A 12,906-nucleotide genomic window follows, 5' to 3' on the forward strand; every position below is an offset into this window, starting at 1 on the left:
CGAGAAGGACTCCATGACGGAAACTCTGCCGCCGGCTCCGGACCACGACCGGATCGAACCGGTCGACATCCAGCAGGAGATGCAGCGCTCCTACATCGACTACGCGATGAGCGTCATCGTGTCGCGGGCGCTGCCGGACGTGCGGGACGGCCTCAAGCCGGTCGCCCGCCGCATCCTGTACTCGATGTTCGACTCCGGCTTCCGGCCGGACCGCGGGTACAACAAGTGCTCCCGCGTCGTCGGCGACGTCATGGGCAACTACCACCCGCACGGCGACTCGGCGATCTACGACGCCCTCGTGCGGCTCGCCCAGCCGTGGTCGCTGCGCTACCCGCTGATCGACGGCCAGGGCAACTTCGGCTCGTCGGGCAACGACCCCGCGGCCGCCATGCGGTACACGGAGTCCCGGCTCGCGCCGCTGGCCATGCAGATGCTGGCCGACATCGAAGAAGACACCGTCGACTTCTCCGACAACTACGACGGCCGCACGCAGGAGCCCGACGTCCTGCCGTCGCGGTTCCCGAACCTGCTGGTCAACGGCGGTTCCGGGATCGCGGTCGGGATGGCGACCAACATCCCGCCGCACAACCTGCGCGAGGTCTCCGAGGGCGTCGTCTGGGCGCTGGAGAACCCCGAGGCGACCGACGACGAGCTGCTGGCCGCGCTGCTGGTCCGCGTCAAGGGCCCGGACTTCCCGACCAAGGCGATGATCCTCGGCACGTCCGGCATCGAGGACGCCTACCGCACCGGCCGCGGCTCGATCCGGATGCGCGCGGTCGTCGAGGTCGAAGAGGACGCGAAGGGCCGCACGATCCTGGTCGTGTCCGAGCTGCCGTACCAGGTCAACCCGGACAACCTGGTCGAGAACATCGCGAACCTGGTCCGCGACGGCAAGCTCACCGGCATCGCCGACATCGCCGACGAGTCCAACAGCCGCTCCGGCATGCGGATCGTCGTCACGATCAAGCGGGACGCGGTCGCGAAGGTCGTGCTGAACAACCTGTTCAAGCACACCCAGCTGCAGCAGAACTTCGGCGTCAACATGCTGGCGCTGGTCGACGGCGTGCCGCGCACGCTGCGGCTCGACCAGATCATCCGGCACTACGTGAAGCACCAGGTCGAGGTCATCGTCCGGCGGACCAAGTTCCGCCTGAAGAAGGCCGAAGAGCGGGCCCACATCCTGCGTGGGTACGTCAAGGCGCTGGACATGCTCGACGAGGTCATCGCGCTGATCCGGCGGTCGCCGTCCGCGGACGAGGCCCGGCCGGCCCTGATGGAGCTGCTGGACGTCGACGAGATCCAGGCGACCGCGATCCTCGACATGCAGCTGCGGCGCCTGGCCGCCCTGGAGCGCCAGCGGATCATCGACCAGCTGGCCGAGATCGAGCTCGAGATCGCCGACCTGAAGGACATCCTCGACAAGCCGGAGCGGCAGCGCGCGCTGATCCGCGACGAACTGATGGCGATCGTCGAGAAGTACGGCGACGACCGGCGCACGAAGATCATCGGCTTCAGCGGCGACGTCACCGACGAAGAGCTCATCGCCGTCGAGGACGTCGTCGTCACCATCACCCGCACGGGGTACGCCAAGCGGACGAAAACCGACCTGTACCGCTCGCAGAAGCGCGGCGGCAAGGGCGTGCAGGGCGCGACGCTGAAGCAGGACGACATCGTCCAGCACTTCTTCGTCTGCTCCACGCACGACTGGATCCTGTTCTTCACGAACAAGGGCCGCGTCTACCGGACGAAGACGTACGAGCTGCCCGAGGCCAACCGCAACGCGCGCGGTCAGCACGTGGCGAACCTGATGGCGTTCCAGCCGGACGAGCAGATCGCCCAGGTCATCCAGATCAAGAACTACGAGGTCGCGCCGTACCTGGTGCTCGCGACCAAGCGCGGCCTGGTCAAGAAGACCAAGCTCACCGACTTCGACTCCAACCGCTCCGGCGGTCTCATCGCCATCAACCTGCGCGAAGGCGACGAGCTGGTCGGCGCGGTGCTCGCGGCGGCCGAGGACGACCTGCTGCTGGTGTCGGCCGAGGGCCAGTCGATCCGCTTCCACGCGACCGACGAGGCGCTGCGCCCGATGGGCCGCCCGACGTCCGGCGTGATGGGGATGCGCTTCAACGACGGCGACGAGCTGCTCGGCATCAGCGTCGTCAAGGAGGGCAAGTTCCTGCTGGTCGCGACCGACGGCGGGTACTCCAAGCGCACGCCGATCGAGGACTACCCGGTCCAGGGCCGCGGCGGCAAGGGCGTGCTCACCATTCAGCACGACCGCAAACGTGGCAGGCTGGTGGGAGCGCTCATCGTCGACGCCGAGGACGAGCTCTACGCGATCACCTCGAGCGGCGGCGTGATCCGCACGCCGGCGGGCGACGTGCGCAAGGCAGGACGGCAGACGAAGGGGGTCCGGCTGATGAATCTCGGTGAAGGAACCACTCTTCTCGCCGTCGCACGCAACGCGGACGAGCCCTCGGACGTCGCCAATGGTGACACCCCCGAGGACGCACCGGCGGCTCCGGAAGCACCTGACGCGGGTGAGGAAACGACGGCCACGCCGGAGCAGTAAGTTTGCTCTCCGACGGCGGCCCCACGGCACGGGTAAGGACTGAAGCTTCGTGACACCATCCGAGAATCCCGAGGCACCGGGTTCGAACGGGACTCCGGCGAGCCCACCCTGGCAGCGGGTCGGCAAGGACGGCGACGCCGAAGCGACGGTCGGGATTGCCACGGACGAAGCGCTGCCGGCCGGGGAGACCCAACCGGTCTCCCCGGACCAGCGCCAGGTGGTGACGGGCAGCGCGGCCCCCAAGCTGTTCGGCGACACCCCGCCGTCCGGCGAGCAGGCGGTCCCGTCGGCCTCGTCCCAGCGAGCCCGCCCGAGCGCACTGCGACGTCCAGGCCGCGGCCCGCGTCGAGCATCGCTGCAGGTCAAGCGGTTCGACCCGTGGTCGGTGCTGAAGCTGTCCCTGGTCCTGGGCGTGGCGATGTTCTTCGTCTGGCTGGTGGCGGTCGGCGTCCTGTACACGGTGCTCGACGGCATGGGCGTCTGGGACAAGCTGAACGGAACGTACTCGTCCCTGGTGGGCGGCGAAGGGGCGAACGCGTCCTCGGAACCCCTGATCAGCGCGGGCCGCGTGTTCGGCATCGCGGCCATCCTCGGCGCGATCAACATCGTCCTGGTGTCGGCCCTGGCCACGGTGAGCGCGTTCATCTACAACGTGTCGGCCGACCTCGCCGGAGGCCTGGAAGTCACGCTGTCGGAGCGGGAGTAACCCGGTTGCAGGGCCCCTCCGGGGGTCCTGTAAAGTTCTCCTCGTTCAAGGGCCTATAGCTCAGGCGGTTAGAGCGCTTCGCTGATAACGAAGAGGTCCCAGGTTCAAGTCCTGGTAGGCCCACGCAGGTCAAGCCCGGTTCGCATCTCGCGAGCCGGGCTTTTTGCATGACCTGGGTGACAATCTGGGTGACTGTCGGCCTGGGAGACCTCGTTCTGGTGCCTTCAATGCGCGCACTTGCCGTGTCTCGTTCCGGCGACTGCTGGCTGATCGACGCGAGGTTGGCTTCCTGCTCTCGCCCTGTCTCCTCTACCGCGTTGTTGCGCGATCGTGGGACGTCGGCCAGTTGGATGATGTCGCGGGCTGGAGGCGCTGAGCGGCAATGTTTAACTATCTGCGTGATATTATCACGCCCATGGTTCAAGACCATGTGGAGCGGATCCGGTCCGCAATGCTCGGCCTCTGCGAGCCGCTGCATGACGCTTTTACGTTCGCGGAGCAGCGCCGGCAGGAACTGCTCGCTCACCTTGACGACGGTCCTGACTACGCGTGGTTCGGAACGCATACGGTCCGAGCCTTCGCACACCATCGTCTCCGTCAGCTCACTCAGGAACTCGGCAACTGGAAGTTGAGCGGCAACCACGCGCGCAACGGCGAGCTGTGGCTGACCGACGACCACTACGGCGTCCGGATGCTGCATAGCCCTAATGGCGGCGTAGTTCCCCCGCCTGGGTCAAACCTCGCGCGGAGGGCCTTCTACTGCAACCCTCCGTTAACTGGCATGATCCCGTTGTTCGGCGACTTGGGCGACAAGCTGCTTGGCTTGTGGCGCATTGACCCGGAGACCGCTGCGCCGGTCTTCAGGGTCGTGCGCACGGTCGGAGAGTGGAAGTGGGGCAAGCACCAGAAGACCGACCTGGACTTCCCGCTGCCTGCTACAGCAGACGAGCTGGCTGACCTGTCGTTCGAACCGACAGACGAAGGCTTGGGGCTGGACCTGCCCCTCGAAGACCAAGAAGAAGAGGGCGATTCCGATGCTGGCGGCATCACCGGGTGAGCGACTGCGGACCCTGCGGGATCTGCTCGGTCTCACTCAGGAGCAGCTGGAGAATATCTCGGGGGTGAAGCAGTCGTGGATCTCCCAGGTGGAGACTGCGTCTCGCGACGCGACCGAGGACGGACTTCGGGCGATTGCCGAGGCCACTGACACACCGTTCGGATTCTTCGCCGTCCAGCCGACCACGGTTCCGCTGGACTCCCTAAGGTTCCGCAAGCGAGCCTCGGCCAGCAAGGTGCTGACTCGGCGGGTGCGAACCTTCTACGCCGAGAGCTACCGCATCAACGAAGCACTGGTTGCGGCGGAAAGCTACCCAACCCCGCCGCTGCCGTACGCCACTGCCGAGGAACTGTCGCCGGAGGACATCGAAGAGCTGGCCGCGCAGACTCGTGAGGCGCTACGCCTCGCGCCGGACACGCCGATCCCTCACCTGACTAGGGCTTTGGAGCGTTCCGGTGTCGCGGTGGCGCCGTTCGTGTTGACCGACGACTCAGACGAGCAACCCGTGGCAGGCGGTCACTTCGGCGTTTCCTACTGGGGCGGTGTGGGCGAACCCGCGTTGATCGGGTACTTCCCCGGCAGCCAGGGCGACCGTGAACGGTTCACTCTCGCGCATGAGGTGGGCCACCTCGTGCTCCACACCTTCCGGCCTCGGGTCGCTGACGCCGAGCAGGAAGCCGACCGGTTTGCCGGCGCGCTGCTGATGCCACGTGAGCGGGCCGAGGAGAACATCTCCGAGCGCGCCACGCTGCGGGAGTACGCACGGCTGAAGGCCACCTGGGGCGTGTCGATGCAGGCCTTGATCCAACGTGGCTACGGTCTCGACCTTGTCGGCGAAACTCGCCGTCGCTCTTTGTTCGTCCAGCTGTCATCGAAGGGCTGGCGCAAGCAAGAACCGGTCAACGTAGGGCGGGAAGCCCCATTGCTGCTGTGGACACTGCTAAGCCGGAAGTTCGGCCAGCGCCCTTACCGGCCGGCTGCGGAGTCGCTTGCAGTCCCGCCGACGATGCTTCGATCGATCGCGCCAACGCCGGTCGAAACGTCTAAGCAGAGCCGTCAGGAGCCTCCGGAGTCCCCTGTCTTAGCCGTCCGCCGGATCGGCCAGACCAACTAGGACACCTAGGGCAGCACCAAACGTTGCTCGTCTGGAAACGCACCACCGTCTCGGCGCGGCCAGCCCGCCAGGTGACACCGTGACCGTCGGCGCGCTCGCGCCGCTGCCGCTCGTCCTCGCCTGGTGGGCGCGCGCCGGCTGGCTGCGGCCGACGGCCGGGCACGAGGTGCTGCCGTAAGACTTCGCACGGCACGAGCTGGGCGACGTATCGGTCGAGCTGTTGGCCGACGCGCTCGCGAGCGCAGTTCAAGCGCTAATCGGCGATTCTCGAGATTTTTTCGGTCGGCGCGGTCGGCGCGTGGCACTACGGCGTGCTGGTCGGCCACAGGGAGCCCGGCGCCGGTGAGCGTCGAGCCACTGCCGCTCGACCACCGCGGCCTACATTCGAACCATGGACAAGAGCGACCTCGCAACGCTGCTAGCCCGCGCCGTCACCCTGAAGGATGACGATGGTGTCCTCGTTGAGCACGACAAGGCCAACGGGCTGGTGACCTTCACGTGGGATGACCGTTGGTCCGACGACGACGCGAAGCGAGCTGCGGCCACGATCGCCCGATGGCTTCAACAGAAGGGCATGCGCTTGTTGAGCCAGGACTTCTCGGCCCGTCGGACGCTGGTATTGCGCATCCCCAAGGCTGAGGAGGTCGACCGTGGTTGACCAGCGAGCCACCAACTGCTGCGCCATGACGCGCGTCACCGCAAAGCCGGCGCTGCGGCTGCACCAAGAGGCCGACGCTCGCGGCGACAAGTCCGTGCGCATCACCGCGGGCGCGCTCCGAAACCAGCACCCGGCGGGGCCATATCCCCAGGGGTAACGGCGGCTACATACCCGCCGAAATACTTCCGTACGTCGACGCCCGAAGGGATGCCACCATGACAACTATCGCCAGCCTCGACCGAGCTGAAGTGCGCCAAGTCATCAACCGTGCGACCGATGACCCCGCTCAGCAAGACGAACTCCGAGCCGCCTTCGATGTATTCGCGGTAGATGTGCTTGGCTGGGTTCAGCACGGAATCGATCTTTCGGGTTCGGCGGCTGACGCCCTAGAGGTCATCTCAAAGCACATCAAGGAGTACAAAAAGCGTGCCGAAGGCACGCGCGGGTCGAGGGCAAGGCGTACCGCCGGCGCGTGATCGCCGTCGAGAACTGGGCCGAGGTAGCCCGTGGGTGACGACGAGCGACCGCGGTACACAGTCGGTCAGCGGCTGCGCTACCGCGAGACCGGCACGGTGTGGACGATCGCCTCGGACTGGCACCACCACCCCGACGCTGCCAAGACGGCTGGCGTCACCGATGACCGGTTCTACGTCGTCGAGGTCGAGGGCCGCCGGAGCGTGGCGTACCGCCGCACCATCGAGCAGGCGTGCTACCCGATCGACGACGAGTCGGCCGCCGGCGACCACGACCAGCCGTGAGGTGCCGCGGGTTGCCAGCATGAGCCCGTCCCGTGAGCGATGATGTGGTGAACCCGGACGAGAGGCGGTGTTCTGGTGGCCGACGAGCACGAGGTGACGCGCACCGTCACCTACTTCGACGACGACGGCCACCCGGCCGCCGGTCCGAAGCTCGACCCGCGCATCGCGTTCGCCTCGGCGCGGCTCGGCGACGCGGCAGCGTCGACCGACCGGCCGAGTCAGCGGTTTCTCGCCGACCTAGCCGCCGAGCGCGCCGAGCTTGATAGCCCGGCGCGCGAGATGGTGTGCACGGTCATGCACACCGTGATCAAGCGGTTCGCCGTGGCCGAGGCCGACCACTCGGACTACCGCGAGGAGTGGCGCCCCTGATGGACGCCGCACTAGCTGGCCTGATCGGTGCCGCTGTCGGCATGTCCGGCGCCGTGCTGTCCTCGGTGATCACCACGGGACGAGCCCAGCGCCTGCGGCGCGAAGATCGGCGCGAAGAGGCGTACGCACGGGGTGTTCGAGCCGTGTCCGAGCTGCTCTACGTGGAGCACGAGCAACGCAGCACCAAGGACCTTTTGGTGGCCTGGACTCACATAAGTCTCGTCGGCTCGGTTGAAGCGGTCGAACATTTCAGGAACGTCACGGCCGAGTTTCAGAAGTGGGTGGCGGACAGCGAGTACGAGGTGGACTTCACGTCTTGGGCGAAGTTTCAAAACTGTGCGCGCCGCGACGTCGGCACGATGCCTCGGCGTCGATGGCGGTTGCGGCGGAAGAAACGTCCGACGGACGCAGCCCTCACCAACACCAACCCGTAGAGCGCGAATTCTCCAGCCCGCAGGCCAGGTGAACCGGAATCGTGGGGCGCCTGGCCTTTCGCATGCCGTCACCTGGTCGGCCTGTGACCGGTGCGGGCGCCTCTCCGACGGCCACAGTCGCGGATGGAGACATACAAGATCGGCCGCGAGGTCAAGGGCCGATTCGCGGACCGCGAACCGACCCTGACCTCTGTTGCTATGCCGCCGAATCCGGGAAGATTGCGTCCATCGCTTTCGCTCCATCTTGGATCACCGGGCGCAGTTGGTGGCGGTAGACCAACTCGGTCACTTTCGTGTCCGAATGCCCCACCAGCCGCGAGATCTCCTCGATGGTGAGCCCACTGTCGGAGAGCGGGACGTCGCTCGCCGCCGGTAGCCTCGCCTCGTGGACTTGCTCCCCTTCGACGAGTACGTGCGCTCGCTCAACCGCAAGCGCATGTCCGCCGGCGTCCTCTTCCGCGACGAGGCCGACCGCGTGCTGTTCGTCGAGCCGTCGTACAAGCCGCACTGGGACATCCCGGGCGGTGCGTGCGAGGAGGGTGAGCCGCCCTGGCGCACGGCGGCCCGGGAGGTCGCTGAAGAGGTCGGCATCGATCGGCCGCTCGGCAACCTGCTGGTGATCGACTACATCCCGGACGACTCGCGCATGCCGGAGGGGATGGCGTACGTCTTCGACGGCGGCCAGGTCACCGAAGCCGAGATCAAGGCCCTGTCGATCACGGACCCCGAGATCCTGTCGGTGGAGCTGCTACCGCTCGACACTGCGGAATCGCGCCTGAAGCCGATCCTCGCGCGCCGGATCGCGGTTGCCCTCGACGCCGTGCACGCCGGTGAGCTGCTGATATGTGAAGACGGCAGGCGCATAGCGCAGTAGTCTGGCTACTGTGTGCACACGGCCGGAGGACGGATGACCGCTCACAACCCGCTCGCCGAGAACCTGACGCGCATCCGCAAAGCCCGCGACTTCTCCCAAGAGGGACTCGCCGAGGCTGCTTCGGTCGGCGTCGACACCGTGGCGCGCATCGAGCAAGGCACTCGGACGACCAGCCGCCCTGTGACCCTCCGCAAGCTCGCGGCCGCGCTCGGCGTCCCCGTCGATGCGCTGCTCGGAACTCTGCCGGCCCCGCACTCCCGCGATGTCGACGTGGCTCCGCTCCGCCGAGCAATTACCGCGGATGCGTCCATCCCCGGCCTTGACGACCTGGCCGACACCCGCGAGCTACTACCGCTCCCGGAACTCACGGCCAGCGCGCACGCCGCTTGGCGAGCGTACGTCGACGGGCGCCACACCGAGCTGCTGCACGCGCTGCCGGTCGTCCTGGCCGACGCCCGTCGAGGCGTCCGCGACACCCGCGACGAGGAGCGCGCCGGCGCGCACCGCGTCCTGTCGACCGCCCACCGACTCGGCGCCGGCATCGCAGGCCGGCTCGGCTTCGACGACCTGGCTTACACCTCCGCCGCACGGGCGATCGACGCCGCGGCCGAGTCGGACGCTCCCGAGGTCGAGACCGCAATCTCGCTCCGCTACCTCGCATGGACGCTAGTCCGTCAAGGCCGGGAGGAAGATGCTGAGCGCGTCGCCACCCAAGCGGCCGCCGCAATCGAACCGCGGATGCTTGACCGCGACCCTCTACGCGCTGGCGTGTTCGGCAACCTGCTGTTCAACGCCGCGACCGCCGCTCTTCGAGCTGGGAGCGCTGGCCGTGCCGAGGACCTTCTTGCCGCCGCTCATGCTGCTGCGATCCGGTCACGAGGAGACACAGCTTCGGAAGCTGCGATCTTCGGCCCGCGCGTCGCTGCTCTCCAGAACGTCGAGCTTGCGGCGCGGGCCGGCGACCCCGAACAGGCTCTCCGCCTGGCGGCCGCCGTGCCGGACACTATGGGTGACGTCCCGGCCTTCTGGGAGGCCGGCCACCGGCTACTTCTCGCAGCTGCGGCCGCCGACCTACGCCACGATCGGGACGCCTTGGCCTGGCTCGCCGAGGCACGAGACCTTGCACCAGACTGGGTGCGATATCAGCCGCTCGGCAAAACCACGATGCGGCGTCTTGTCGATCGAGCAGCCCGACGCCGGGGCACGGAGTTTGCTGTGCTCGCCACCCATTACGGCGTGATCGACTAGGGACTGCCGCTGCGGCCTGAAGCCTTATCCAGAACAGTAGGTCGGTGAGGTCAACAGCGCCGGTGATAAGTCTGGGCGTCCACGTGAGTTCTCGCCGCCAGCGGCGCGCTGTGTTTCGTGGCTGGAACCTCAGAGAAGATTTTCGATGCTGCCGATCATTTGCTGAGACGCCTCGCGGCGCAGCTCAGGCGATCAGCACCTGTTGCGTCTCCTTGCCGTCTCGGAAGAGGACGTCCTTACCGTCAATCTTCACGGCGCGGTAAAGAAGCTCGCCGTAGCTCACGAGACGTCGAAGAGCCTCCGTGACTGTGACGCCTTCCTTCTCAGCCACCAACCGTAGGGCCTCAGCAGTTGACGGCCCGATGTTTACGGTCAGCCTGGTAACTGACGCTGCTGCTAGCTGGCGCTTTGGGTCCACGCCAGGTTCACGATGCTCGACGTCTTCGGTGTGGACACCGGCTTCGCCGCTAGATTCGTAATCCTGACGTCCTCGTGCAGCGGACATCGTCAATCCTCCTGAGCTCAAGGGGGCGTCCTTATCAGGACATCTTAACTTTGTCAAACCGCCCCTGGGACCGGCGCAAGTATGTCATGCGTGCAGCTCTGATGCGACATGTTGGCGTGCTCGATGTGATGAACTTGCATATCGAGACGTGGCTGTTACCATGCTCGGTCCGTATCGCAGTACGACCGTACGGTCTGACCTGCGGAGATGCCTCGCGTAAGACTGTCGGGAAGCCGGAGTACTCTATGCGCCACCTTGCCGTGGGGCGTCAGGTGGAGCAGGAGGTCTTCGGGTGACCAGCCGGGGTGAAGCGTTCGCCGACTCGCATGAGGAGTCAGAGACGCCCGTAGACGTCAACCCGGGCTTCCATCGCGGCGACATACAGCTGACGCCCTCCGTGCCGGATGCGCCGCACGACCCGGACTGCGCCCGGTGTCCCACTCTCGACGCACGATGCGACACCCTGGAAGCGGAACTTTCCGCCGAGCGTGCACGCAACGACGTGCTTCTGGACGCGCTCTCCACCTTCGCGCGGCAGAAAGTCGGAGACGAGAAGATTGACTTCGCGGCTGAAGTGCGGACAGCGCTACAAGCGAAGCCTTACGACGTGCATTCCAGTCGGTTGCCGTCTGATCGGCGCGAGGATCTGATGGTGGTGGTCCAGTCGCAGAGCCACACGTTTCCGCCTGATGTTTGGGAGCAGCCGGAGATGAGAGCGGCTCTCGCGTCCCGTGAGATCAGCGCCGTCTACCGCCTCTTGCGCAAGCACGGTGTCTCGCAGCGCCAGATCGCCGCGATGACCGGCCAGTCCCAGTCCGAGGCGTCGGAGACCCTCAAGGGGCGCCAGGTCATGGCTACAGACGAGCTCAAGCAAATTGCTGACGGCCTGGGTATCCCTCGTGGGTACATGGGGCTTGCCTACGACGAGGCCACGGCGATACGCATTGTGGGCCAGGAGATTCAGAGCGAAGAGGCGGCAGCGCGGCGGAGGTTCCTCGCGCACGCCGCCCAAGTCACGATGAGCGCGGCGGTCTTCGGTCCTGGGTCGGTCGGGTGGTCGTGGGACGCGCGCAGGACGCCGTGGTGGGGACATGGCTGACTACGAGGTTGGTAACGGTGGCGAAAAGTCGTCCGAGGATGACGACGGCCAAAGTCAAGGCTTCGCTGATGAGGTGCCTCTCGATGCCAAGTCTGATCTTCCGCCAGGCGGCTTCTGGCTCCCGCCAGCACGCGAGGTCGTCACGAATGATCCAGTCGAAGTTGGTCAAACGATCGGGGTTGAGAAACCCCAGAAGACTCATCAGTTGCGCCTGTGGACTCTCTGGATCTTGGTCGGCACTGTGGGGGCCGGTTTGGTGCTCATTGCCCTCGGCCTAGCCATGCATTGGTTTGACACAGACTTCGCCAAGACGATCCTTCAGACTGTCGTGAGTCCTATCCTTGGCGCGCTATCAGCGGTCGTGGGGTATCTCTTCGCGGACCGGAAAACAGACTAGGTTTTCGTGTGTGCTGCACGGCCTTGAATTGCCTGGTCGGGTCGGGATGAGTGACAAATTGAGTGACGATCGTGGAGGCCTGCGGCGGTAGCCGGCGGACGTACACGGATGTTGAACCGCGAGGTCGCGAACCTCTCGCCTTGATCAGGTAGTTGTGATCTTGCCCTGATAACGAAGAGGTCCCAGGTTCAAGTCCTGGTAGGCCCACTCGAACAAACCCGGTTCGCATCTCCGCGAACCGGGCTTTGTCGTTTCAACGCCCTAATTCTCGATCAAGTCCAAGCGCACCTGGGGTGGATCATCGCGGGAGTCGTGCTCGTGGCGCTGCTGGCGATCGCGGCGATCGTCGATCTGCGGGACCGTCGTCGCGGGGGCACGCGGATCGCTGCCGGGTTGCGCCAGTCGCGGCAGGACGACGTCGTGCGGGATCCGCAGGTGGGCGACCAAGGCAACTACCTGGGCCTCTGAGATACAGGTCAGCCCTGCCGGGAAGAGAATGAACCGGCAGGGCTGAGCGGTCACGGTCGGCACGCACCACGGTCGCCTCTCGGCGAAGTGGCTCAACGCGGCTCCAGCCGGACGGAACTCCGCGAAGGCAGTGGTTGAGGCCCGGGGGACACGGTGGCCGCACCGACCAATGGGTACAACAGGACACCCCGCCCCCGTATTTCCGCCGCGGTGTGACGTGCGTTACCTGCAGGATCGTGGTTCCACGTGGAACCACCGCCCCGAAGGCGGCCGGCGCCGGTGCAGTAACATCACGGGGTAAGGGAAGCAAGCTGAGAAGGGGGCTTCGGTGAAGAAGCTGCTGGCACTCGCGGTCATCGCGGGCGGCGTCCTGTTCGTCGTGAAGCGCAACAAGGCGGCCAAGGCGGAAGCCGACCTCTGGCGCGAGGCGACCGCACCGGTCCCCTCGAACAACGGCACCACCCCGGCCAAGCCGGCGGGTGCGTCCCACAACTGAGTTTCCCGCGGGCACCAGCCCGCACCCGGGGCTGTAGCTCAATTGGTAGAGCACCGCCTTTGCAAGGCGGGGGTCAGGGGTTCGATTCCCCTCAGCTCCACACCCCGAGGGACGTGACAAAGGCCAGGTCAGGCGGTGTTTCCGCTGACCT

Annotated in this window: 15 protein-coding genes, 2 tRNA genes and 1 pseudogene; 17 read left to right on the top strand and 1 reads right to left on the bottom strand. The window is 66.3% G+C overall.

Annotated features, from left to right (window positions below; all coding sequences use genetic code 11):
- The first annotated feature begins 13 nt into the window (after positions 1-13).
- The 12 genes from gyrA to ACIRSS_RS21760 all read left to right on the top strand — a co-directional run bounded on the left by gyrA (position 14) and on the right by ACIRSS_RS21760 (position 9,790).
- Positions 14-2,572, top strand: a complete 2,559-nt coding sequence (gene gyrA, locus ACIRSS_RS21705; protein WP_400897372.1) for a DNA gyrase subunit A — start codon at positions 14-16, stop codon at positions 2,570-2,572.
- Between the two features lie 49 nt (positions 2,573-2,621).
- Positions 2,622-3,278 (top strand): DUF3566 domain-containing protein, encoded by a 657-nt coding sequence (locus ACIRSS_RS21710; protein WP_400897374.1) that lies wholly within the window; start codon positions 2,622-2,624, stop codon positions 3,276-3,278.
- A gap of 49 nt (positions 3,279-3,327) precedes the next feature.
- A tRNA-Ile gene (locus ACIRSS_RS21715) sits at positions 3,328-3,401 on the top strand.
- A gap of 292 nt (positions 3,402-3,693) precedes the next feature.
- On the top strand, positions 3,694-4,335 hold the full coding sequence (locus tag ACIRSS_RS21720) for a hypothetical protein (protein ID WP_400897376.1): 642 nt from the start codon (positions 3,694-3,696) through the stop codon (positions 4,333-4,335).
- Positions 4,313-5,449 carry a helix-turn-helix domain-containing protein gene (locus ACIRSS_RS21725; protein ID WP_400897378.1) on the top strand — a complete coding sequence of 379 codons (1,137 nt, stop codon included), beginning with the start codon at positions 4,313-4,315 and terminating at the stop codon, positions 5,447-5,449. Before ACIRSS_RS21720 ends, ACIRSS_RS21725 begins: the two co-directional genes overlap by 23 nt.
- A 391-nt stretch (positions 5,450-5,840) precedes the next feature.
- Complete coding sequence (locus ACIRSS_RS21730; protein WP_400897380.1) at positions 5,841-6,107, top strand: hypothetical protein; 267 nt, start codon at positions 5,841-5,843, stop codon at positions 6,105-6,107.
- A gap of 215 nt (positions 6,108-6,322) precedes the next feature.
- Complete coding sequence (locus ACIRSS_RS21735; RefSeq protein ID WP_400897382.1) at positions 6,323-6,583, top strand: hypothetical protein; 261 nt, start codon at positions 6,323-6,325, stop codon at positions 6,581-6,583.
- A 30-nt stretch (positions 6,584-6,613) separates the two neighbouring features.
- Positions 6,614-6,865: a hypothetical protein gene (locus ACIRSS_RS21740; protein ID WP_400897384.1), complete on the top strand. Its 252-nt coding sequence runs from the start codon at positions 6,614-6,616 to the stop codon at positions 6,863-6,865.
- Positions 6,866-6,940: 75 nt separating this feature from the next.
- Entirely contained in the window at positions 6,941-7,234 is a 294-nt protein-coding gene (locus ACIRSS_RS21745) for a hypothetical protein (protein ID WP_400897386.1), read from the top strand.
- Positions 7,234-7,668, top strand: a complete 435-nt coding sequence (locus ACIRSS_RS21750) for a hypothetical protein (RefSeq protein ID WP_400897388.1) — start codon at positions 7,234-7,236, stop codon at positions 7,666-7,668. The genes ACIRSS_RS21745 and ACIRSS_RS21750 overlap by 1 nt, the downstream gene beginning before the upstream one ends.
- 385 nt (positions 7,669-8,053) lie before the next feature.
- Positions 8,054-8,542 (top strand): NUDIX domain-containing protein, encoded by a 489-nt coding sequence (locus ACIRSS_RS21755; protein WP_400897390.1) that lies wholly within the window; start codon positions 8,054-8,056, stop codon positions 8,540-8,542.
- A 33-nt stretch (positions 8,543-8,575) separates the two neighbouring features.
- Positions 8,576-9,790, top strand: a complete 1,215-nt coding sequence (locus ACIRSS_RS21760) for a helix-turn-helix domain-containing protein (RefSeq protein WP_400897392.1) — start codon at positions 8,576-8,578, stop codon at positions 9,788-9,790.
- 184 nt (positions 9,791-9,974) lie between these two features.
- Here ACIRSS_RS21760 and ACIRSS_RS21765 read toward each other — a convergent pair whose 3' ends face one another.
- Entirely contained in the window at positions 9,975-10,295 is a 321-nt protein-coding gene (locus tag ACIRSS_RS21765) for a hypothetical protein (RefSeq protein ID WP_400897394.1), read from the bottom strand.
- Between the two features lie 709 nt (positions 10,296-11,004).
- On the opposite strand from ACIRSS_RS21765, the pseudogene ACIRSS_RS21770 reads away from it, so the two are divergent.
- From ACIRSS_RS21770 to ACIRSS_RS21790, 5 genes and pseudogenes are all read left to right on the top strand, one after another.
- Positions 11,005-11,376, top strand: a pseudogene (locus ACIRSS_RS21770) (helix-turn-helix domain-containing protein); the annotation flags it as partial.
- A gap of 10 nt (positions 11,377-11,386) precedes the next feature.
- A complete protein-coding gene (locus ACIRSS_RS21775; RefSeq protein ID WP_400897396.1) occupies positions 11,387-11,791 on the top strand; it encodes a hypothetical protein in 405 nt (134 codons plus the stop codon).
- 318 nt (positions 11,792-12,109) lie between these two features.
- On the top strand, positions 12,110-12,259 hold the full coding sequence (locus tag ACIRSS_RS21780; protein WP_400897398.1) for a hypothetical protein: 150 nt from the start codon (positions 12,110-12,112) through the stop codon (positions 12,257-12,259).
- 328 nt (positions 12,260-12,587) lie between these two features.
- Complete coding sequence (locus ACIRSS_RS21785; protein ID WP_086679331.1) at positions 12,588-12,755, top strand: DLW-39 family protein; 168 nt, start codon at positions 12,588-12,590, stop codon at positions 12,753-12,755.
- A 27-nt stretch (positions 12,756-12,782) separates the two neighbouring features.
- Positions 12,783-12,855: transfer RNA gene (locus tag ACIRSS_RS21790), tRNA-Ala, on the top strand.
- The last annotated feature ends 51 nt before the right edge of the window (positions 12,856-12,906 follow it).

Origin of the sequence: Amycolatopsis sp. NPDC101161, from assembly GCF_044768185.1 — a bacterium.
GTDB lineage: Bacteria > Actinomycetota > Actinomycetes > Mycobacteriales > Pseudonocardiaceae > Amycolatopsis.